The organism is Sphingomonas sp. BL-S-29, from assembly GCF_055521495.1.
Genome location: NZ_CM145482.1, coordinates 1,011,858 through 1,032,500 on the forward strand (window position 1 = coordinate 1,011,858; position 20,643 = coordinate 1,032,500).

22 protein-coding genes (1 of these 22 cut by a window edge) are annotated in these 20,643 nt (G+C 66.8%); 17 read left to right on the forward strand and 5 right to left on the reverse strand.

Features of this window, described 5'->3' with window-relative positions; all coding sequences use genetic code 11:
• The first annotated feature begins 37 nt into the window (after positions 1 to 37).
• Positions 38 to 757, forward strand: a complete 720-nt coding sequence (locus ACZ1I2_RS04915; protein ID WP_465174936.1) for a hypothetical protein — start codon at positions 38 to 40, stop codon at positions 755 to 757.
• 33 nt (positions 758 to 790) lie between these two features.
• Here the strand turns inward: ACZ1I2_RS04915 and ACZ1I2_RS04920 are convergent, their stop codons facing one another.
• Positions 791 to 2,056, reverse strand: a complete 1,266-nt coding sequence (locus ACZ1I2_RS04920) for a thiolase family protein (RefSeq protein ID WP_465170794.1) — start codon at positions 2,054 to 2,056, stop codon at positions 791 to 793.
• 127 nt (positions 2,057 to 2,183) lie between these two features.
• Between ACZ1I2_RS04920 and ACZ1I2_RS04925 the strand changes: the two genes are divergently transcribed.
• The 4 genes from ACZ1I2_RS04925 (at position 2,184) to ACZ1I2_RS04940 (ending at position 4,759) form a co-directional block, all read left to right on the forward strand.
• Positions 2,184 to 2,513, forward strand: coding sequence for an ArsR/SmtB family transcription factor (locus ACZ1I2_RS04925; RefSeq protein ID WP_465174935.1), 330 nt, complete (start codon positions 2,184 to 2,186; stop codon positions 2,511 to 2,513).
• On the forward strand, positions 2,510 to 2,947 hold the full coding sequence (locus ACZ1I2_RS04930; protein WP_465174934.1) for an SRPBCC family protein: 438 nt from the start codon (positions 2,510 to 2,512) through the stop codon (positions 2,945 to 2,947). Before ACZ1I2_RS04925 ends, ACZ1I2_RS04930 begins: the two co-directional genes overlap by 4 nt.
• A 2-nt stretch (positions 2,948 to 2,949) precedes the next feature.
• A complete protein-coding gene (locus ACZ1I2_RS04935) occupies positions 2,950 to 3,480 on the forward strand; it encodes an SRPBCC family protein (RefSeq protein ID WP_465174933.1) in 531 nt (176 codons plus the stop codon).
• Between the two features lie 235 nt (positions 3,481 to 3,715).
• A complete protein-coding gene (locus tag ACZ1I2_RS04940) occupies positions 3,716 to 4,759 on the forward strand; it encodes an MlaA family lipoprotein (RefSeq protein WP_465174932.1) in 1,044 nt (347 codons plus the stop codon).
• 33 nt (positions 4,760 to 4,792) lie between these two features.
• On the opposite strand, the gene ACZ1I2_RS04945 is transcribed toward ACZ1I2_RS04940, so the two are convergent.
• Positions 4,793 to 5,989 carry an acetyl-CoA C-acyltransferase gene (locus ACZ1I2_RS04945; protein WP_465174931.1) on the reverse strand — a complete coding sequence of 399 codons (1,197 nt, stop codon included), beginning with the start codon at positions 5,987 to 5,989 and terminating at the stop codon, positions 4,793 to 4,795.
• A gap of 181 nt (positions 5,990 to 6,170) precedes the next feature.
• Here ACZ1I2_RS04945 and ACZ1I2_RS04950 point away from each other — a divergent pair, with 181 nt between their 5' ends.
• The 3 genes from ACZ1I2_RS04950 to ACZ1I2_RS04960 all read left to right on the forward strand — a co-directional run bounded on the left by ACZ1I2_RS04950 (position 6,171) and on the right by ACZ1I2_RS04960 (position 9,737).
• Positions 6,171 to 6,863 (forward strand): response regulator transcription factor, encoded by a 693-nt coding sequence (locus tag ACZ1I2_RS04950; protein ID WP_465170788.1) that lies wholly within the window; start codon positions 6,171 to 6,173, stop codon positions 6,861 to 6,863.
• Positions 6,860 to 8,416 (forward strand): sensor histidine kinase, encoded by a 1,557-nt coding sequence (locus tag ACZ1I2_RS04955; protein WP_465170787.1) that lies wholly within the window; start codon positions 6,860 to 6,862, stop codon positions 8,414 to 8,416. Before ACZ1I2_RS04950 ends, ACZ1I2_RS04955 begins: the two co-directional genes overlap by 4 nt.
• Before the next feature lie 139 nt (positions 8,417 to 8,555).
• Positions 8,556 to 9,737, forward strand: a complete 1,182-nt coding sequence (locus ACZ1I2_RS04960; protein ID WP_465174930.1) for a BaiN/RdsA family NAD(P)/FAD-dependent oxidoreductase — start codon at positions 8,556 to 8,558, stop codon at positions 9,735 to 9,737.
• Positions 9,738 to 9,795: 58 nt separating this feature from the next.
• Here the strand turns inward: ACZ1I2_RS04960 and ACZ1I2_RS04965 are convergent, their stop codons facing one another.
• A complete protein-coding gene (locus ACZ1I2_RS04965; protein ID WP_465170785.1) occupies positions 9,796 to 10,539 on the reverse strand; it encodes an HAD-IIB family hydrolase in 744 nt (247 codons plus the stop codon).
• Positions 10,540 to 10,697: 158 nt separating this feature from the next.
• Here ACZ1I2_RS04965 and ACZ1I2_RS04970 point away from each other — a divergent pair, with 158 nt between their 5' ends.
• The 7 genes from ACZ1I2_RS04970 (at position 10,698) to ACZ1I2_RS05000 (ending at position 17,433) form a co-directional block, all read left to right on the forward strand.
• Entirely contained in the window at positions 10,698 to 11,078 is a 381-nt protein-coding gene (locus tag ACZ1I2_RS04970) for a hypothetical protein (RefSeq protein WP_465170784.1), read from the forward strand.
• A gap of 90 nt (positions 11,079 to 11,168) precedes the next feature.
• Positions 11,169 to 12,863, forward strand: coding sequence for a DEAD/DEAH box helicase (locus ACZ1I2_RS04975; protein WP_465170783.1), 1,695 nt, complete (start codon positions 11,169 to 11,171; stop codon positions 12,861 to 12,863).
• Between the two features lie 98 nt (positions 12,864 to 12,961).
• Entirely contained in the window at positions 12,962 to 13,360 is a 399-nt protein-coding gene (locus ACZ1I2_RS04980; protein ID WP_465170782.1) for a hypothetical protein, read from the forward strand.
• Positions 13,361 to 13,424: 64 nt separating this feature from the next.
• Positions 13,425 to 14,525 (forward strand): histidinol-phosphate transaminase, encoded by a 1,101-nt coding sequence (hisC, locus tag ACZ1I2_RS04985; RefSeq protein ID WP_465174929.1) that lies wholly within the window; start codon positions 13,425 to 13,427, stop codon positions 14,523 to 14,525.
• Positions 14,525 to 15,238: a haloacid dehalogenase type II gene (locus ACZ1I2_RS04990; protein WP_465174928.1), complete on the forward strand. Its 714-nt coding sequence runs from the start codon at positions 14,525 to 14,527 to the stop codon at positions 15,236 to 15,238. The genes hisC and ACZ1I2_RS04990 overlap by 1 nt, the downstream gene beginning before the upstream one ends.
• Positions 15,239 to 15,311: 73 nt before the next feature.
• Entirely contained in the window at positions 15,312 to 16,427 is a 1,116-nt protein-coding gene (locus ACZ1I2_RS04995; protein ID WP_465173998.1) for a DUF47 family protein, read from the forward strand.
• 7 nt (positions 16,428 to 16,434) lie between these two features.
• Positions 16,435 to 17,433 carry an anion permease gene (locus tag ACZ1I2_RS05000; protein WP_465174927.1) on the forward strand — a complete coding sequence of 333 codons (999 nt, stop codon included), beginning with the start codon at positions 16,435 to 16,437 and terminating at the stop codon, positions 17,431 to 17,433.
• A 9-nt stretch (positions 17,434 to 17,442) separates the two neighbouring features.
• Here the strand turns inward: ACZ1I2_RS05000 and ACZ1I2_RS05005 are convergent, their stop codons facing one another.
• Together ACZ1I2_RS05005 and ACZ1I2_RS05010 are read right to left on the reverse strand one after the other, a co-directional pair.
• Entirely contained in the window at positions 17,443 to 17,724 is a 282-nt protein-coding gene (locus ACZ1I2_RS05005) for a hypothetical protein (RefSeq protein ID WP_465174926.1), read from the reverse strand.
• 70 nt (positions 17,725 to 17,794) lie between these two features.
• A complete protein-coding gene (locus ACZ1I2_RS05010) occupies positions 17,795 to 18,373 on the reverse strand; it encodes a hypothetical protein (protein WP_465174925.1) in 579 nt (192 codons plus the stop codon).
• A gap of 8 nt (positions 18,374 to 18,381) precedes the next feature.
• Between ACZ1I2_RS05010 and ACZ1I2_RS05015 the strand changes: the two genes are divergently transcribed.
• Both ACZ1I2_RS05015 and ACZ1I2_RS05020 read left to right on the forward strand, forming a co-directional pair.
• Positions 18,382 to 19,440 (forward strand): ATP-dependent DNA ligase, encoded by a 1,059-nt coding sequence (locus ACZ1I2_RS05015; RefSeq protein WP_465174924.1) that lies wholly within the window; start codon positions 18,382 to 18,384, stop codon positions 19,438 to 19,440.
• A gap of 72 nt (positions 19,441 to 19,512) precedes the next feature.
• Positions 19,513 to 20,643 carry the 5' portion of a DUF885 domain-containing protein gene (locus tag ACZ1I2_RS05020; protein ID WP_465174923.1) on the forward strand. The gene runs 708 nt beyond the window's last position, so 1,131 of the gene's 1,839 nt are visible here — the first part of the coding sequence; it begins with the start codon at positions 19,513 to 19,515; the stop codon falls past the right edge of the window.

The window sequence follows — 20,643 nt, forward strand, 5'->3', positions numbered from 1 at the left end:
CCCCTCGCGCGTTTCAGCGGCGAAGAGGAGACAGACCATGTCCGAACCGCTCACTGACTGGAAGGTCCTGCCGCACGGCCGGCTGGCCGAGGTCGCGCCGAACATCCTCACCGTCACCGGCACGATCCACATGCCGATCGGGGATTTCCCGCGCCGCATGACGATCGTCCGGCTGCGCGACAGCCGGCTGGTGGTGTTCAGCGCGATCGCGCTCGACGAGGAGCAGATGCGCGAGATCGAGGCGTTCGGCGATCCCGCCTGGCTGATCGTGCCCAATGCCCATCACCGCCTCGACGCCGGCATCTGGAAAAAACGCTACCCCTCGCTCTTGGTCATCACCCCGCCCGCCGCGCGGGAAAAGGTCGCTCAGCTGGTGCCGGTCGATGCCACCAATGTCGATTTTGGCGATTCTGCGGTGACGTGGATCGTGGTGCCCGGCACGCATCAGGGCGAATCGGCGCTGCGAGTCGATGGGACGGACGGCACGACGCTGATCCTCAACGACATCATCGGCAATATCCGCGACGCGCACGGCTTCAGCGGCTGGCTGCTCAAGCTGATGGGCTTTGCCGGCGACGAACCGCACGTGCCCGGACCGGTCAAGCTGGGCATGGGCAAGAGCAAGGCCGATCTCGCGGCGCAGCTTCGCGCCTGGGCCGCCGTGCCCGGATTGAAGCGCATCATCGTGTCGCATGGCGACACGATCGAGCACGATCCGCGCGGTGCCCTGGTCGTGCTGGCCGAGGCGCTGGAATGACCGCGCCGCCGGGCGCCGCGCCGCTCCGCGACCTTATGGCCGCCGCAGCAGCGATACCGTGCCGTGCCCGCCATCGGCGCAAACGCTGACCACCGCCCAGGTGCCGCTCGGCTTGTCCCACAGCTCCTTCACGGCCTGGCTGAGGTCGCGCGCGCCGGTCGCGGCGAAGGGATGGCCGATCGCCACCGATCCGCCGTTCGGGTTGACCCGATCCCAGGGGAAGGGCCCGAAATCGAAATCCACGCCGGCACGGTCGCGCGTCCAGCCCGGCTTCTCCAGCGCGGCGACATTGGCCAGCACCTGCGCCGAAAAGGCCTCATGGATCTCCCATAGCGCGACGTCCTCGTAACGCAGCCCGTGCCGCGCCAGCAGCCGGGGAATGGCGAAGCTCGGCGCCATCAGCAGCCCATCCTCGGCATGGTCGACCGCCGCGGTTTCGTGGTCGACCAGCTCGGCGTGGAAAATGCCGTCGGGCAGTTTCTTCAGCCCGGCTCCGGTCGCGACCCAGCAGCCGGCGGCGCCATCCGTGATCGGCGAGCTGTTGCCCGCGGTCAGCGTGCCCGTGCCGCTGGTCTTGTCGAAGGCGGGCGGCAGGGTAGCGAGCTTCTCGGCCGAGGTGTCGGCGCGCGGATTGGCGTCGCGGGTGATTTCGGGCAGCGGGATGACCAGGTCGTCGAAAAAGCCGTTCTCCCAACCGGCGACGGCGCGCTGGTGGCTCTTCAGCGACCAGTTGTCCTGCGCCTCGCGCGAAATTCCCCAGATCTTCGCCGTCTCCTCCATATGGTCGCCCATGGTGCGCCCCGTGATGCGGTTGGCGAAACCCTTGATCGGCAGCACCAGGTCGTTCGGGGTCAACGCCTGCAGCGCGGCGAGCGCGGCAGCGGGGTCGGTGCGGAACAGCTTCACGATCCGCTTCGACGCGTCGAGCTTCAGCCCGATCGGCGGGTTGCTCATCACTTCGGACCCGCCGACCAGCGCCAGATCCTTGTCGCCGCCGAGCATGCCCGCGGCGGCGAAGGCCGCGACCATCGAGGTCGAGCAGGCCAGCACCGCCGAGAAGGACGGCACGGTCGGGTCGAGTCCGGCATCGAGCCAGATTTCGCGCCCGATATTGCTCCAGCCGAGGCTCGGGATCACCGTACCCCACACGAACAGGTCGGGCCGCGCGACTGCCGCCATCGCCTGCGCGACCGGCACTGCCATGGTGATCGCGTCATGATCGGCGAGCGCCCCGCCACCACGTCCGAACGGCGTTCGAAGACCGGCCGCGATATAGATTGGCTGGGCGAAGCGCTGCATGTCCGGTCTCCTTCGTTTCGACCCCGAATCTGATGTCGCGGGCCCGCGCCTGCAAGGCCGCGAGGCGAAGAAGAATTATTCAACCGATTAGTTGACAGTTCGGGCTTGCGCGGCAATATTAAACCACATGGTTGAACGACTCGACATCACCTTCGCCGCCCTCGCCGACCCGACCCGGCGTGCAATGCTCGCCAGCCTGTCCGGCGGCGAGCGCAGCATTGGCGAGCTCGCCGCGCCGCATGCGATGAGTTTCGCCGGCGCCTCGAAACATGTCCAGGCGCTGGAGCGCGCCGGGCTGGTCGAACGCCGCAAGGCCGGCCGGCAACAGCTGTGCCGGTTGAAGGCGGAGCCGCTGCGCGAGGCCCAGGCCTGGCTGCGCCAATGGGAGGCGTTCTGGACCGGGCGGCTCGACATCCTCGACGAGCTGCTCAAGGCCGAGAAGGAGAGAGCAGAATGACCGCACCCGTCATCCTCACCATCACCCGCGATTTCGACGCCGCGCCGGAGGCCGTGTTCGATGCGTGGCTCGACCCCGAAAAGGCGGGGCAGTTCCTGTTCAAAACACCTGATGGCGAGATGTGCACGGTCGAGATCGATGCCCGTGTCGGCGGCCGCGCGCTGATCGTCGAGCGTCGCGCTTCGGGCGATGCCCATCACCGCCTCCGCTATGAGGAGATCGATCGCCCGCGCCGCCTGGTCTTCCTGTTCGCGGCGGATCCGGCGGAGGAAGGCGAATGGACCCGAGTATCGATCGACATCGTGGCGAAAGGGCAAGGCGCGACGCTGACTCTCACGCACGAGATGGACCCCGCATGGTCCGCCTATGAGGAACAGACCCGCAAGGGCTGGACCATGATTCTCGACTCGCTCGCCACGGCTCTGGAGGAATGACCATGCCTGCCATCGAAAAGACTGCCCCCGGCACGATCCGCCTCGAACGCGTGCTCGACGCGCCGATCGACACCGTGTGGAAATATCTGGTCGATGCCGATCTGCGCGCCTTGTGGTTCGCCGGCGGCACGCTCGAACCGCAGGTCGGCGGCCAGGTCGAGCTCGTTTTCGATCACGACAATCTCTCGGCCGACGATGTGTCCTATCCCGAGAAATATTGCGCGCATCGCGGCGCCGTGTCGCATGAGCGGGTGACGGCGTTCGAGGCGCCGCATCTGGTCGCCTGGAGCTGGGACGGCGGCAAGGAAGGCGAGGCCCGGTTCGAACTGACCGCGATGGGCGACAAGACCCGGCTGGTGCTGACGCATAGCGGCATTTCCGGCCCCGCCGGCATGGCCGATTTCGGTGGCGGCTGGCACGCGCATCTCGCGGTGCTGATGTCGAAATTCACCGGCGAGCCTGTCCGCGATTTCTGGGCGCTCCACGCGGCCTCCGAGGTCGCGGTCAAGGAAGCGCTTGGCGGGAATGGCTGAAGCCTTCAGCGCAGGGCCGTTGAACGAGGGCGGAAATTTGCAGGTGCCGAGTTTACCTTTCCGATAATTTGCCTGATAGAACATGACGGTCCCGTGACAGAACCGATAGTGGTTCCTGTCTTGGGGATGGCGGGCAAAGGGGTGGCTTGATGGTCGCGTCAAGGGGTGGCTTCGGCAAGCGCTGCGCCGCGCGTCCTGTCCAGGCGATATCGGCCCTGTCCAACCGGGCTGTTCGATGAGCATGGCGATCAGCGCCATTGCTGCCCTGCTGCTGACCGGCATCTCTTCAAGCCCCGACCCGATCCAGCCCGCGACAGCGCCGGCGACCATCGCCGTCGTCGATCAGGACCCGCCCCTCCCGCCCGTGCCGGCAAAATCTCCGGCTGCGGAACAGGAGGTCCCTGCGGTTCCGGCACCGCCGACAGCCGCTACCCCGCCAGTGCGACATTCCACCACGCAAGGCGGCGACATCGTGGTCACCGCGCGTCCACATGTCGTCGCCGGAGATCCGCTGCAGCAGGTGAACGCCGATTCCTTCGCCGCCACCCAGAAGGTCGACCGGGTCCTGGTCGGCCCGGTGGCGCTGACCTATAAGCGCGCTGTCCCCAAACCAATCCGCACCGGCCTGCGCAACGTTCTCAACAATCTGCGCGAGCCGGTGGTGTTCCTGAACTTCCTGCTGCAGCTCAAGCCGGGCAAGGCCGCGGAAACGGCCGGGCGTTTCGCGATCAATTCCACCATTGGCGTCGGTGGACTGGTCGATGTCGCGAAGCTCCAATCGATCAACCTGCCGCGCCGTCCGAACGGGTTTGCCAATACGCTCGGCTATTATGGCGTGAAGCCAGGCCCCTTCCTGTTCGTGCCGCTGATCGGGCCAACGACCCTGCGCGACCTGATCGGGGGCGGCGTCGACCGCCTCGTGTTGCCCATCGCGGTGGGCACGCCATTCGACAAAACCTATTATTCCATTCCGAGCGGGGTCCTCAGTGCGGTCGATTATCGCGCCGAGTTCGACGAGCAGCTCAACAAGCTGCGCGAGGATTATCCCGATCCCTATGCGGCCGCGCGCGCTTATTATCTGAACCGTCGCCAGGCCGAGATCGACGCATTGCATGGCAAGGGCGGCAAACAGCCTCGCCCGGCGATCACCCCCGTCGAAGCGGTCTTCCCGCAATCGACGCAGGTGCCTCCTGCCGCGCCGGCACCGGCGGACGATCCCGCCGCCGCGCCAACGGCTCCACCGTCCCAACCGCCATCGGCCGCGCCGCCCCAGCCGTAGTGCCGGGCCTCCCTGAGGGGTATCTCGCCCCGTTCAGACGATCTCGAACAACCCCGCCGCGCCCATGCCGCCGGCAGTGCACATCGACACCACGACATAACGCACCCCGCGCTTGCGCCCTTCGATCAGCGCATGGCCGACCAGCCGCGACCCGGTCATGCCGAACGGATGCCCCACCGCGATCGCGCCGCCATTGACGTTGTACTTGTCCGGATCGATGCCGAGATGATCGCGGCAATAAAGGCACTGGCTGGCGAACGCCTCGTTCAGTTCCCACAACCCGATATCCGCGACCGACAGCCCGGCCCGCGCCAGCAGCTTGGGGATCGCGAAGATCGGGCCGATGCCCATCTCGTCCGGCCCGCACCCGGCCGCCTGGAAACCGCGATAGATGCCGAGAATCTCCTTGCCCTCGGCCTCGGCGGTCGCCCGGTCCATCAGGATCTGCGCCGAGGCGCCGTCGGACAGCTGGCTGGCATTGCCCGCGGTGATGTTCGATCCCGGCCCGGTGAATTCGCCGCCGGACCACACCGTCTTCAGCCCGCGCAGCGCCTCTACCGTCGTCCCGGCGCGAATGCCCTCATCCCGCGACACGGTCACTGTCTCGGTGCCGGTGCGGTTGCCCTCCTTGTCGAACACGGCCTTGTCGACCGTGATCGGGGCGATCTCCTCAGCGAACGCACCCCGCTCCAGTCCGGCTGCCGCGCGTTGCTGGCTCTGCGCGCCATAGGCGTCCTGCGCCTCGCGGCTGATGCCGTAACGTTCGGCGACGATCTCGGCGGTCTCGATCATCGGGATATAGGCGGCCGGCTCCTTCGCGATCACTGACTTGTTGATGAAGCGCGGCGCGTCCTTGGTCACCGTCAGGCTGATCGATTCCATGCCCCCGGCCAGCGCCACGTCCATCTCGTCGCACATGATCGATCGCGCCGCGAGCGCCACCGCGGTCAGCCCCGATCCGCATTTCCGGTCGAGCGAAAAGGCCGGCACGCTTTCGGGCAAGCCGCCGGCGAAGATCGCCATCCGCCCGGCATTGCCGCCCTGCGTGCCCCATTGCCCGCCGACGCCCCAGAATACTTCGTCGATCCGCGCCGGATCGATCCCGGCACGCGCCACCGCGGCGTTCATCACATGCCCGGCCAGCACCGGCGCCTCAGTGATGTTGAACGCCCCGCGATACGCCTTGCCGATCGGGGTACGGGCCGTGGCGACAATGGCAGCTTCACGCATGGAGAGTCCTTTCGAGGATTGGGTATGGCGAGCGCTCTAGGCGGGATGGAAGGATTTGGGAAGGCCGCGCCTCTGCACGATTTCTCCACATGCGCCGGATGAGGCGTCGATGGAGCCCGCCTAGACCAGATCGGGCATGACGAAGGATTGAGCCGTTGACCGCTAGCGCGACAGGACCACAATGAAACCCATGAGCCACCGCATCCTCGTCGTCGACGACGATCCCCATATCCGCGAGCTGCTCGTCTTCGCGCTGGGCAAGGCCGGCATGCGGCCGAGCGAGGCGGCGGACGGCCAGGAAGCGTTCGAGACGATCGGCCGCGAGATGCCCGACCTGATGGTGCTCGACATCAACATGCCACGCCTGAACGGCCTGGACCTGTGCCGCCGGCTGCGCGCCGCGGGCGGGGCAGGGGCAGCGTTGCCGATCCTGTTCCTTTCCTCGCGCGACGACGAGATCGACCGGATCGTCGGCATCGAGATCGGCGGCGACGATTATGTCGTGAAGCCCTTCTCGCCGCGCGAAGTGGTCGCCCGGGTCGGCGCCATCCTTAAGCGCGGCGCGCCGCCGCCCGAGCCCGAGAATGTGACCCGCAACCGCCTGACGCTCGATACCGAGGGCTGGGAAGCGCGCTGGGACGGCGCGCCGGTGCCGCTGACCGCCACCGAATTCCAGCTCCTGCTGCTGCTCGCCGCCAATCCGGCCAAGGTCTATACCCGCGATGCGATCATCGACCGGCTGCACGGCCCCGGCTTCGCCATTACCGACCGGACGATCGACAGCCATGTCCGCAACCTGCGCGCGAAATTCGGTGCGGCCGACCTGATCGAGACGCGCGCCGGCATCGGCTACCGGATCGGCGCCTGTCGTTGATCGGAGCGCTCAAGAGCTTTGCCAAAGCGCATTGGCCGAAGCTCAGGCTGCGCTCGATCCTGCTCGGCACCCTGTTGTTCGTCGCCGCGCTTCCCGGCGTCGCCGCCCTGTTCCTGCGCGTCTATGAAAACACCATCGTCCAGCAGACCGAGGCGGAGCTGATCTCGCAAAGCGTGGTGCTGGCCTCGGCCTATAAATCGGCGTGGCGGGGCGGCGTGCCCGATCCGTCGCGCCGCCTGCTCGCGCCGGAAAGCCCGACGATCGACCTGCGCACCATGCCCGTCCTGCCGGCGCGCCCGGCCGAGACGCGGCGCGGCATGCCGGATCGCCATGCCGCGATGGTCGCCCGTACCCTGATGCCGATGGCGAGCGACGCGGCGGCGGTGACCCTGACCGCGACTCGTCTGCTCGACGCGAACGGTTTGGTCGTGCTCGGTCGCGACGATGTGATGGTGAATTACGACAATCTGCCCGAAGTCCGCACCGCGCTGGCCGGCAGCCCGCGCACCGTGCTTCGCGAGCGCAGTCGTTATGAAGCGCAAAGCTGGCTCGCTTTATTCAGCCGGGCCTATGCCATCCGGGTCCACCATGCGCGGCCGGTGATCGACCAGGGCAGGGTGATCGGCGTGGTCATGCTGTCGCGCACCCCGCGCGGCCTGTTCGTCGGGCTCTATCAGGATCGCGGCAAGATCCTGCTCGGCATCGGGCTGATCTTCACGACGCTGCTGGTGCTGGTCGCCCTGCTGTCGCGCGGCATCGCGCGCCCGATCGACGCGCTGGCCCGGGCCAGCGAGGATATCGCGCGCGGCCGGGTCGCGGTGCCGGAGACGCCGGTCACCGCCGCGATCGAGATCGCGCAGCTTTACGACAATTTCCGGGCCATGGCCGACCGGATCGAGCGCCGCTCGCGCTACCTCAAGGATTTCGCGGCGGCGGTCAGCCACGAATTCAAGACGCCGATCGCCGGCATCCGCGGCGCGCTCGAACTGCTCGACGAGCATGGCGAGGAAATGAGCGAGGAGGAACGCCGCCGCTTCATCGCCAATGCCTCGGCCGATGCGGAGCGGTTGGCCCGGCTGGTCCAGCGGCTGCTCGATCTCGCCCGCGCCGACATGGCGAGCATCGATGCCGCCGCGCGGGCCGACATCACGGCGTCGGCCCGGCGCGTGGCGGATTCCTTCCGTTCGGACCGCTTCGCGGTCGATGTCGCCGCCGCCGACGCGCCGATGGCGCGCATCACGCCGGAGGTGGTCGAGACGCTGCTCGAAACCCTGGTCGAGAACAGCCGCCAGGCTGGCGCGCGGCGGGTGAGCATCCGTATCGAGCCGGCGGACAGCGAGGTGATCCTGTGGGTCACCGACGACGGCCCCGGCATCGCGGTTGCCGATCTGGAACGGATCTTCGAACCGTTCTTCACGGGTCGGCGCGAGGCGGGCGGCGCCGGGCTCGGCCTCGCCATCGCGCGGTCCTTGCTGGCCGCGACCGGCGGCACGATCGTCGCGAAGGAAGTGCCCGCGGGCGCGTGCTTCCGGCTGAGGCTGCCGGTGGCGTGACGGTCTCTGCAGGTCGCGCCATTTCTAACGCGTCACCCCGGACTTGTTCCGGGGTCCATGGTTCCGCATACGCAACCGCCGTGACGCTCGGGGAAGCATGGATGCCGGAACAAGTCCGGCATGACGAACGAAGAGACGGATGACCAACCCCCAACCCTATGACGCGATCATCCTCGGCGCCGGCGCCGCCGGCCTGATGTGCGCGCTCACCGCAGGCCAGCGCGGCAGGCGGGTACTGCTGCTCGATCATGCGGACGAGCCCGGCAAGAAGATCCTGATCTCCGGGGGCGGGCGCTGCAACTTCACCAATGTGAACACCGCGCCCGACCGCTATCTCTCGGCCAACCCGCATTTCGCCAAATCGGCGCTGGGGCGCTATTCGGCGCAGGACTTTATCGACCTGGTCGATCGCCACGGCATCAAATGGCACGAAAAGACCCTCGGCCAGCTCTTCTGCGACGGTTCGGCGAAGCAGATCGTCGCGATGCTGCTCGACGAATGCGATGCCGGCAATGTCACCATCGGTCTCGGCCAGCCGATCCGCGAGGTCGACCATGCCGACGGCCAGTACCGCGTCACTTTCGGCGATCGCACCGCCACTGCGCCCGCTCTGGTCATCGCCACTGGTGGCCCCTCAATCCCGAAAATGGGTGCGACCGGTTTCGCCTATGATCTCGCCCGCCGCTTCGGCCTGAAAGTCGTCGAGCCGCGCCCCGCGCTGGTGCCCTTCACGCTTGGTGGTGAAGAAACCCTGTTCCGCTCGCTCTCCGGTGTCGCGGCGGAGGTCGTCGCGCGCTGCGGCAAGACCGCTTTTCGCGAGGCGGCCTTGTTCACGCACAAGGGTCTGTCCGGTCCCGCGATCCTGCAAATCTCTTCCTATTGGCGCCACGGCGAGTCGATCGGCATCGATTTTTTGCCGGACCTGAAACCTGCCTGGCTGGCCGAGGCGAAGCGGGCCAATCCGCGCACCGCTTTCCGCAAGTTGCTGGCCAGCCAGCTCCCCGCCCGCCTCGCCGAAACCCTCGCCGATCGGCTTGGTGTTGAGGGCGATCTCGGCGCCCAGACCGACAAGCGCCTCGACGAGGCCGCCCGCCGCCTCGCCGACTGGCGTTTCACGCCCAACGGCACTGAAGGCCTGGCCAAGGCAGAAGTCGTCGCCGGCGGCATCGCGACGGACGGGCTGTCCTCGCAGACCATGGAGGCCCGGAAAGTCCCCGGCCTCTACGCGATCGGCGAAGCGGTCGACGTCACTGGCTGGCTCGGCGGCTATAATTTCCAATGGGCCTGGGCCAGCGGCTGGGCGGCGGGGCAGGTCGTTTGACGCGGGCTCTCGCTCCGGCCCGCCGAATTCCGGGTCGAAGCGGCCGCGATTTACGGCCTCATTTCTGGCACGCGACGATCGCGGCGATCACTGACAAGGTATCTTCGGGATCGCGCACCCGCACCGTGTCCAGTCCGAGCTCCTTGGCCGGGTAATCATTGCCGCCCGGGAAGATCGCGTCGCCGATGAACATCATCGCGTCCAGCTCGATGCCGCTCGCATCGCGCAGCTTCTTCAGGCCATAGGCCTTGTCCACGCCCTCGCGCGTGATGTCGATCGAGGTGGCGCCGCCCATGTTGATCGACAGGCCGGGCAGGCGTTTGCGCAGATCGGCCTGGATCACCTTGCGCTTGGCGAAATCCGGGTCCCAATGTTCCTTCGCGTCGAGCGGCGCCTGCTGGCCGAGCGCGGAAAAAGTGATCTGGCTGCCGCGGTCCTCGATCCGCTCGCCCCAGGTCTGTTCAGGTACGAATCCGGTCGCCTTCAGCGACGCGTCGAACGCGGCGAAGATGGCCTGCTTCTGCGCGTCGTCGAACAGCTCGGCATATACCGCATACCAGGCATTGTCGTACCGGTAGAGCTTGGTGCCCGTCGTCGGCATCAGCCATAGCCGGCCCAGGTCGGCCCGGGCGGGCAGACGGCTTGCCACCTGCTTCTCGAACTGCGGCCAGTCCCCGCCCGAGATGACCGCGACATGCGCCACGCCGAGCAGATCGGCCAGCGCTTCGCCCATCGGCTCCTGCAGCGGCTGCTTGCTCTCGGCGAGCGTTCCGTCGAGATCGAACGCAACCAGCTGCTTCATTCCTGGGCTCCCTGAAGATGGATTTGCCGCGGTGCGGCGAGACGGGATGCAAGCGCCCGATCCCGCCGGAAGTTCCCTCGCGATTCACGCGCCGATTTCACATGGGCGTGGAACCGTTATGGAATCGCATCGTTCGTTCCCCAACAACAGGGGGCATCATGTCGACGCAGAATCTCTTCGCCTGGTCCGGTCGTACCCAAACCGGCCTCGCCCTGTTCGCGGCTTCGCTTCTCTATCTCGCGGTCGCCGCGCCCAACGCCGTCGCGATCGCCTTTGCGGTCGGTGCGGGGGCATGCCTCGCCCTGTTCGGCATTACCGGCTCGCGCTTCTGGCTGACCATCGTCACCGTGCTGATGCTCGCCGTTTCGGCCACCGGACTGTTCGCCGCCCTGGTCGTCGGCAGCTATGTCCTGCTTCCCGTCGCCTTCGCCCAGATCGTGGCGGTCTCGCTGATCGAGGGCCGGCGCGAGAGCGACTGGGTCAGTGACGCGAGCGCCCGGCCCGGGCTGCTCGCGGCATGGAAACGGCAGCGCATCTGACCCATTTTCGCCATGGGCGTGCTTTAATCCGGATTATCTGCTAGGGCCCCGCTTTGCCGCGACGCCGCGTGCCCCCATATCCGGAATATCATGCCCTTCTCAACGCTGCCCCCGCTTCTCGCCGAAGCGCTCTCCGCCCGTGGTTACGCCGCGCCGACTCCCGTGCAAGCCGCGGTAATCCAACCCGAAGCCGAAGGCCGAGACATGATCGTCTCGGCGCAGACCGGCTCCGGCAAGACCGTCGCCTTCGGCCTCGCCATCGCGCCCCAGCTGCTCGGCGAGGAAGGCACGCTGCCGCCGGCGCGCGCGCCGCTCGCCCTCGCCATCGCGCCGACTCGCGAACTCGCGCTCCAGGTCAGCCGTGAACTTGCCTGGCTCTATGAAAAGGCCGGCGCGAAAATCGCCACCTGTGTCGGCGGCATGGACGCATCGAGCGAACGCCGTGCCCTGTCGCGCGGCGCGCATATCGTGGTCGGCACGCCTGGACGGCTGCGCGACCATATCGAACGCGGCGCGCTCGATCTCGGTGCATTGAAGGCGGTCATCCTCGACGAAGCCGATGAGATGCTCGACATGGGTTTCCGCGAGGATCTCGAGCAGATCCTCGACGCGACGCCCGACCAGCGCCGCACGCTCCTGTTCTCGGCGACCATGCCCAAGCCGATCGTCGCACTCGCCAAGCGCTACCAGCGCGACGCGCTGCGCATCTCCACCGTCGGTGAGGATCGCGGGCATGGCGACATCAGCTATCAGGCCGTCACCGTCGCCCCGGCCGATATCGAAAATGCCGTGGTCAATCTGCTGCGCCTGTACGAAGCCGAATCGGCGATGCTGTTCTGCGCGACGCGCGACAATGTCCGCCACCTCCATGCCAGCCTGGTCGAGCGCGGTTTCGCCGCCGTCGCGCTGTCGGGCGAGCACAGCCAGAACGAGCGTAACGCCGCGATGCAGGCGCTGCGCGACAAGCGCGCCCGGGTCTGCGTCGCGACCGACGTCGCCGCGCGCGGCATCGATCTGCCCTCACTCAGCCTGGTCATCCATGTCGAGTTGCCGCGCGACGCCGAGACGCTTCAGCACCGTTCGGGCCGCACCGGCCGCGCGGGCAAGAAGGGCACAGCGGTCCTGATCGTCCCGTTCCAGCGCCGTCGCCGGGTCGAGATGATGCTGCGCGGCGCGCGTATCGCGGTGGAATGGGTCAACGCCCCGACCGCCGACGACATCCGCAAGGCCGATCACACCCGCCTGCTCGAAATGCTGCTCGAGACGGTCGAGGTCGACGACGACGACCGCGCGCTCGCCGCGACCTTGATGGCGCAGAAATCGCCCGAGGATATCGCGGCTGCCCTGGTCAAGACCTATCGCGCGCGCCTGCCCGCCCCGGAAGAGATGCTGACCCAGGGGGCTGCCCAGCCCGCTGGCAAGGAGCATCACCGCGAGGGCTTCGACGATATCGTGTGGTTCCGCATGGACATCGGTCGCCGCCAGAACGCCGATCCGCGCTGGATCCTGCCGCTGATCTGTCGCCGCGGGCATATCACCAAGAATGAGGTCGGCGCGATCCGCATCGGCCCCAACGAGACCGCGTTCCAGATCCCGCGCGCCATCGCCGGCAAATTCATGGCCTCGGTCAAGCGCACCGTCGGCGAGGAGGCCGAAGGCGGCGTCCAGTTCGAGGTGATGGAAGGCGGCCCGGAACAGGCCTCGCGCGAGCCGCGCCGCCACAATGGCCCGGCCCCCGTCCGCCATCAGCCGCGCCCGACCCTGCGCAAGCGCCCGCGGAACTGACGACTCGCCGTTACCCCGGAACGGCGCCGGGGTAACGGCGCGGACATCGGCAACTTTGCTGTTCCAGTCGGGCCGGAATCCTTCTAGTGCCCGCGCCCATGAGCAAATCAGCCACCGACGTGATGCAGGACATCGTCTTTTCCGCCGTCATCGATTCGATCGGTGCGCTGAAGGCCGCGTCGAAGGGCGTGCCCAACACGCTGCTGCGTGATTTGAATTCGGTGCACGCCAACACCACGCTGGCCGATCTGCCGCCGGAGCTTCAGGCAGCGATCGCGACCAATGTGCGCGCCGCGTTCACGCGCCTGCTCAAGGAAGGCTATAATGTTGCGCCGGCGGGTTCGGCGGTACCCCGCACCCCGCCGCCGCCGCGCCCCGTTTCGCGCGACGCCCAGCGCCATCGCCGGCCCAACGCGCCCCCGCCCAAGCCCGGCGGCAATGATCCGGCCAAGCCGCGCGGCCCGCGCCCGAACCGCCCGCCGAAACCGCGCGACTGACTTTCGCCCGCCTGCGCGGCACCATGGCATTGCGGAGCGCGGGGATCGACCTTAGGGCACCCGCATGACCGCACCGAAACCCAAAGACTGGATCATGGCGATCGCCCCCTATGTACCGGGGCGCTCCACCACTGATGCCGGCGCGCCGATCGCGAAGCTGTCGTCCAACGAAAACCCGCTCGGCACCAGCGACCAGGCGCGCGCCGCCTTTTCGGGGCATGTGGGCGATCTTTATCGCTACCCGGATGCGAGCGCGGCCGAGCTGCGCGAGGCGATCGCCGCCTATCACGATCTCGATCCCGCCCGGATCATCTACGGCACCGGTTCGGATGAAGTGCTCCATCTCGCGGCGGGTGCCTATGCCGGTCCGGGCGACGAAGTGATCTTCGTCCACTACGGCTTCGCGGTGTACGAGATCGCCGCGCGCCGTGTCGGCGCCAGGCCGGTGGTCGCGCCCGACAAGGATTATGCGACCGATGTCGACGCGATCCTCGCCTGCGTCACCGATCGCACCCGCATCGTGTTCATCGCCAACCCGAACAACCCGACCGGCACCTATGCTCCGCGCGGCGAGATCCTCCGTCTTCACGCCAACCTGCCGTCGGACGTGATGCTGGTGATCGACCAGGCCTATTCCGAATATCTGACGCCGGAAGAGGATGACGGCGGGCTCGATCTCGCGCGCCACGCGCCCAACGTGATCGTCACGCGCACCTTCTCCAAGATCCACGGCCTCGCCGCCGAGCGGATCGGCTGGGGCTATGGCTCGGCCGAGGCCGTCGCCGCGATGCACCGCATCCGCGCGCCCTTCTGCATCACCACCGCCGGCCAGAAGGCAGCGATCGCCGCGCTCGGCGCGACCGATTTCATCGAACACAGCCGTGCCCACAATATCCAATGGCGTGCCTGGCTCGCCGACGAGATCGCGAAGCTCGGCAATGCGGGTCTCCGCGTCGTGCCCAGCCATGCCAATTTCCTGCTCGTCCTGTTCGAAGGCAAGCTGACCGCCGAGGTCGCCTACCGCCTGTTGATGGAACGTGGCATCATCGTCCGCTGGCTGCCGGGGCAGGGGCTCGCCCAGGGCCTGCGCATGACGATCGGTACCGAGCAGGAAACACGCGTGCTGGCCGATGCCCTGCGCGAGATCGTCGACCAGGAAAGTTGATGGCGGCGCCGATCGAGGCGCTGGCGTTCGACGTGTTCGGCACGGTGGTCGATTGGCGCACGAGTATCGCGCGCGAGGCGGCGGCCGTCTTCGCTGGTCTCGGCCGCCCCGACATCGACCCCGCCGCGTTCGCCGATGAATGGCGGGGGCTCTATCAGCCGGCGATGGAGGAATGCCGCGCCGGCAGGCGACCTTTTGTGCGGCTGGACGTGCTCAACCGCGAAACGCTCGACACCCTGCTCGACCGCCATAGCGTGACCGGCATGGACGAGGCTGCGCGCGACCATTTCGCGCATGCCTGGCGCCGGCTCGATCCCTGGCCCGACACGGTCGAAGGGCTGATCCGGCTGAAGGCGCGCTATCCGATCGTCACGCTGTCCAACGGCAATATCGCGCTGATGCTTGAGATGGCCCGGCGCGGCGGCCTGCCCTGGGATGCGATCCTCGGCGCGGAAGTGACGGGCGCCTACAAACCCGAACCGCGCGCCTATCTCGGCACCGCCGAAGTGCTCGGCATCGATCCAGCGGCGCTCTGTCTCGTCGCTGCCCATCACAGCGATCTCGCCGCCGCGCGCGCCTGCGGGCTCGCCACTGCCTATGTCGATCGTCCGATGGAATATGGCGGCCGATCCGCGCCCGACCGGCATTGCCGGCAGGATTGGGATTATCTCGCCGACAGCATCACTGGCATCGCCACCCGCCTCGGGTGTTGATGTACTGGACTTGTTGGCGCTGACGTGATCCTGCGTTCTCCTGTCACAAAAATGACATACGGAGCCAAGCCAGATCGACCAGATTGCCGCCCTTCCCTATCGCATCAGGCCCGATGGCAGCGCCGAGGTGATGTTGATCACCTCGCGCGATTCTGGGCGTTGGGTGATTCCCAAGGGCAACCCGATCAAGGGACTGGCGTCACACGAGGCGGCGGCCGAGGAAGCGTTCGAGGAAGCCGGGGTGCGCGGCATCGCCTGCCCCTCTCCGATCGGGCGCTTCTCCTATCTCAAGCGTCGCCGCACCGGGCAGGACCGCGACCTGGTGGTGACGGTCTATCCGGTCGCCTTTGTCGAGCAGGTCGACGACTGGCCCGAGCGCCATCAGCGCGATACCCGCTGGTTCGATTTGCCCCGCGCCGCAGCGGCGGTCGACGAACCCGAGCTGAAGACGCTGATTGCCGCTTTCCGGGCACCGGTGATTCCGGCTAGTCTGGCGCAGCGCGTCCTTCCCGCGTTCCGGACCCAGGCAAGAAAGAGAATACCGATGGTCGCGTGGTTTCAGGCGCTGATGCCCAAGCAGGGGCGGTTCTTCGATCAGTTCGAGGCGCATGCCGCGACGCTGGTCGCCGGCGCCGACGCGCTCGCGCGCCTGCTGCACAATCAGGGTCCGATCGCCGAGAATATCGCCGCGATCGTCGATCATGAACATGCCGCCGACGATATCACGCGCGAGGTTCTTCAGGATGTGCGCCGCGTATTCGTCACGCCGTTTGATCGCAGCGCGATCACCAGCCTGATCGGCGTGATGGACGATGCGATCGATCAGATGAACGGGACGGCCAAGTCGATCGAACTGTATGAAGTCACCAGCTTCGAGCCGCAGATGCGCGACATGGCCGGCATCGTGGTCGAGGCGGCGCGAATCACGGCGGAGGCGATCCCCTTGCTCCGCTCGCTTGGGCAGAATTCCGGCCGCCTGCACGATCTCACCGCCCGGCTGATCAGGATCGAGGGCGATGCCGACGATATCCATGATGCCGGGTTGAAAGCCTTGTTCAAGGCGCATGGCCCCAATGCACCGATGGACTTCATCGTCGGGCGGGAAATCTACAGTCACCTGGAAAAGATCGTCGACCGCTTCGAGGATGTCGCGAACGAGATCCAGGGTCTCGTGATCGACCACGCCTGATCCCGCGGTGACGCTTTCCCTTCCCCTGCTGATCGCCCTGATCGGCGTCGCCCTGCTGTTCGATTTCCTGAACGGCCTGCACGATGCCGCCAATTCGATCGCCACCGTCGTGTCGACCCGCGTGCTGAAGCCGCATCACGCGGTGCTCTGGGCCGCCTTCTTCAACTTCATCGCCTTTGCCGTGTTCGGCCAGCATGTCGCGCAGACTGTCGGCACCGGCATCATCTCGACCCAGATCGTCGATCCGCAGGTGATCTTCGCCGCCCTGATCGGCGCGATCGTGTGGAACGTCATCACCTGGATGCTCGGTATCCCGTCGAGCAGCAGCCACGCGCTGATCGGCGGCCTGCTCGGCGCTGGCATCGCCAAGGCAGGGCTCAGCATCGTGGTGTGGGCCGGCGTGCTGAAGACGGTGGTCGGCATCTTTGCCTCGCCCGCGGTCGGCCTTGGGCTTGCGCTGGTGCTGGTGCTGATCGTCGCCTGGACCAGCCTCAAGCTCACGCCGATGGGCGTCGACAAGCGCTTCCGCAAATTGCAACTTCTCTCGGCCGCTGCCTATTCGCTCGGGCATGGCGGCAATGATGCGCAGAAGACGATGGGCATCATCACTGTCCTGCTCTTCTCGCAGGGCATCTATCACGGCGCCTTCCATGTGCCCTTCTGGGTGGTGCTCGCCTGCCAGGCGGCGATGGCGCTCGGCACCATGTCGGGCGGGTGGAAAATCGTCCACACCATGGGCTCGAAGATCACGCGACTGACCCCAGCCCAGGGTTTCTGCGCGGAGACCGGCGGCGCGATCACCCTGTTCATGGCGACTTTCGGCGGCGTGCCGGTGTCGTCGACGCACACCATCACTGGCGCGATCGTCGGCGTTGGCGCCGCGCGGCGCTTCTCCGCGGTGCGCTGGAACATCGCCAGCAATATCGTCGTCGCCTGGTTCGTGACCTTGCCGGCGGCTGCTCTGGTCGCCGCGCTGACTTGGTGGATTACCGGGCTGTTTCTTTAGAGGCTTCGGTCAGGTTCCCGAGACGGGGCATTTGCCATCGCACATCCCGATGCCACGCCGCGACAACGCAGAACCGGCACTTTCCTCGGTCTGGTTGTTCATGTCTTTCCACTCCTGCTTGGTCAGGCAGAAGCGCTTCGCCATGATCGATCCGGTCGGGACGATCATCCGGCAAATCTTCTTGTCCGCAGGCGCTGGGGTCTGCCCCGACGCGGCGGCCTCCTGGGCAACCGCGCCTGAGGTAGCAAAAGCCGCGGCCGCGGCGATCATGGACAACAATGCATAGGCCATTTGATATCTTTCCCGTTCTTCCTGCCGAGCGCCGAAATACCGCGGCACGCGGTATCCTGCTCATGTCCTTTTAGAAGCCCCCCATTCCCCCCGGGGTCGTGGAGCATTTCCCGTCGCATTTCCCAGCCCCGCTACGGGCAAGCGTTGCATTGGCGCTCTCCTCCGTTCGCGTGTTCATGTCTTTCCACTCCTGCTTGGTCAGGCAGAAGCGTTTGCCCATGATCGATCCGGTGGGCACGATCATCCTGCAGATCTTCTTGTCCGCGCCGACTTGCGTCTCCGCCGCACCTTGGGCCGGCCCATCTGCTGGAGCATAGGACGCAACGGCGATCAGAATAGAAAGCAACGCATATGCCATTTTTGTGTCTTTCCCCCTTCTCGATTCTGCCGATCTTCTCATGCAATATCGTCGGGAGCAAGCGACAGCTTCAGCACTTCTGTTGTCGAATAATAATAGGTCCGAATAGGATCTATATTTCGTCACTTTTCGGGGAGAACAGGGGGCTTTGTCGACCAGGTCGCTTCGACGGCGCGATACCCCGGTGGAAGCGGAACGGAAAACGCGCCCGGCCGCTTTGCGGTGGTCGACATGCATCAGCGGAACGAACTCAATGGACAATGTTGCCGTCGCGCGAATCTGGTCCGGCATCTGACACGATGGATATCGCCCGCGCCCTGGCTCAGCCGATCCCGCCGATGGAGGCGCGGCTCGTTTCGGACTTGCCGGAAGGCCCGGACTGGCAGTTCGAGCCCAAATGGGACGGTTTCCGCGCTATCGCGGTGAAGCGGGATGGCGAGGTCGCGATCTGGTCCAAATCCGGCAAGCCGCTCGGCCGGTATTTTCCGGAGCTGGTCGCGCTGCTCGGTGCCAACATGTCCCCGCGCTTCATCCTCGACGGAGAGATCGTCGTGCCGCTCGGCGACACCCTGTCCTTTGGCGCGCTCCAGGCGCGGCTCCACCCGGCGCCAAGCCGCATCACCCGCCTCTCGCGGGAGACGCCGGCGCAGATGATCCTGTTCGACGTGCTCGAAGTGAAGGGGAAGGATCTGAGCAGCGACCCACTGGAGCGTCGCCGCGCCGCGCTCGAGGATTTCCACCGCCATCACGGCAATGACAGGCTGCGTCTGTCGCCGAGCACCGCCGATGTGGCGGACGCGCGCGCCTGGCTGCGCGAAGCGGGCGGCGCGCTCGACGGCGTCGTCGCCAAGCGGCTCGGCCTGCCCTATCTCGCCGGCGAACGCGCCATGGCCAAGGTCAAGCAGCTGCGCACGGCCGATTGCGTGGTCGGCGGCTTCCGCAAGACGGCGGACGGCAAGGGTGTCGCGTCGCTGCTGCTCGGCCTTTACGACGATGACGGAAAGCTCGACCATGTCGGCTTTACCGCCGGCATGCCCGCCGCGGATCGACCGGCATTGCTGAAGAAACTCACCCCCCTCGTCAAAGCACCAGGCTTCACCGGAAAAGCTCCCGGCGGTCCCAGCCGCTGGGCGACCGAACGTTCCACCCAATGGAGTCCGCTCAGGCCCGACTGCGTGGTCGAAATAGTGTACGACCAGATCACTGACGGCCGCTTCCGCCATGGTACACGGCTGCTCCGCTGGCGACCCGACAAGGCACCCGCGCAGTGCACCCGCGACCAGCTGGTGCGCGAGATCAGCCCGACGGAACTGGAGGAAATCATCAACGCCACCGGCTCCCCGTCGGCGCACCGCTGACGTCGCTCACCGGCCCCTAGCCGCCATCCCGTTCGCCCGATACGTTCCGGCCGAAACCGACACGGAGCGATCATGATCCAGGCGACACGGCGCGAACTCCTCACCGGCGCGGGTGCGCTCGGCCTCACCGTGGCACTCCCCGCCTGGGCCGCGGCCGCGCCCGCCGACGCAAGCGCCCAAAAACTGCTCTCGACGCTGGCCGAGGACCTTCTGGCCGACTCGCCCGAATATGCCCTGTCGCTCGGCCTCGACCGCGGCGAACGCGCCGCATTGCACGGGCGATTCATGGATCGGAGTATCGCCGGCGATCTCGCCCGGTCGCGTCGCTGCACCGCCCGGCTCGGGCAGATGCGCAAGCTCGATCGTACCGGCCTGTCGCCGTCGACCGCGCTCGATCTCGACACCGCCGAAACTGCCTATGCGCTTGCCGAAGAGGGGTGGCGCACCATGCCTGTCGGCGCCAACGCCGTGCTCGACGCCAATGTCAGCTATCGCAACTCGCCCTATATCGTCACCCAGCTCGGCGCGGCTTATTCGGACCTGCCCGATCTGCTCGAGAACAAGCATGACGTGGCGGGCGCGGCTGATGCCGATGCCTATCTGTCGCGCCTCGAAAGCTATGCTGCCGCGCTCGACGGCGAAACCGGCCGCATGCATGCCGATGCCGGCAAGGGCGCGATCCCGCCGGTGCTGGTGATCGACATCACTGCCGACCAGCTGAAGGGCATCCGCGGCACGCCCGTCGCCGACTGGTCGATCGTCAAGAGCTTCGGCGAGAAATGCACCAAGGCTGGTCTGCCCGTATCCTTCGTGCAGCGCGCGGCGGCGCTCTGCACCGACAAGGTCTCGCCCGCGCTCGACCGCCAGATCGCTGCCTTCGCCGATCTCCGCAACCATGCGAGCGAGATCCCCGGCGTGTGGCAGCGCCCGCATGGCGACGATTATTATGGCTGGCTGGTGAAGGCCGGCACCACCACCAACGCCACGCCGGACGAGATCCACGCGCTCGGCCTCGCCCAGAACAAGGCGATCAATGCGGAGATCGACACGCTGCTCAAGGGCCAGGGCCTGACTCAGGGCAGTGTCGGCGACCGGCTGACCGCGCTCAGCAAGCGGCCCGACCTGCTCTTCAGCAATGACGATGTAGGGCGCGAGAAGCTGCTCGTCTATCTCAACGGCCGCATCGCCGATGTCCGCACGCGC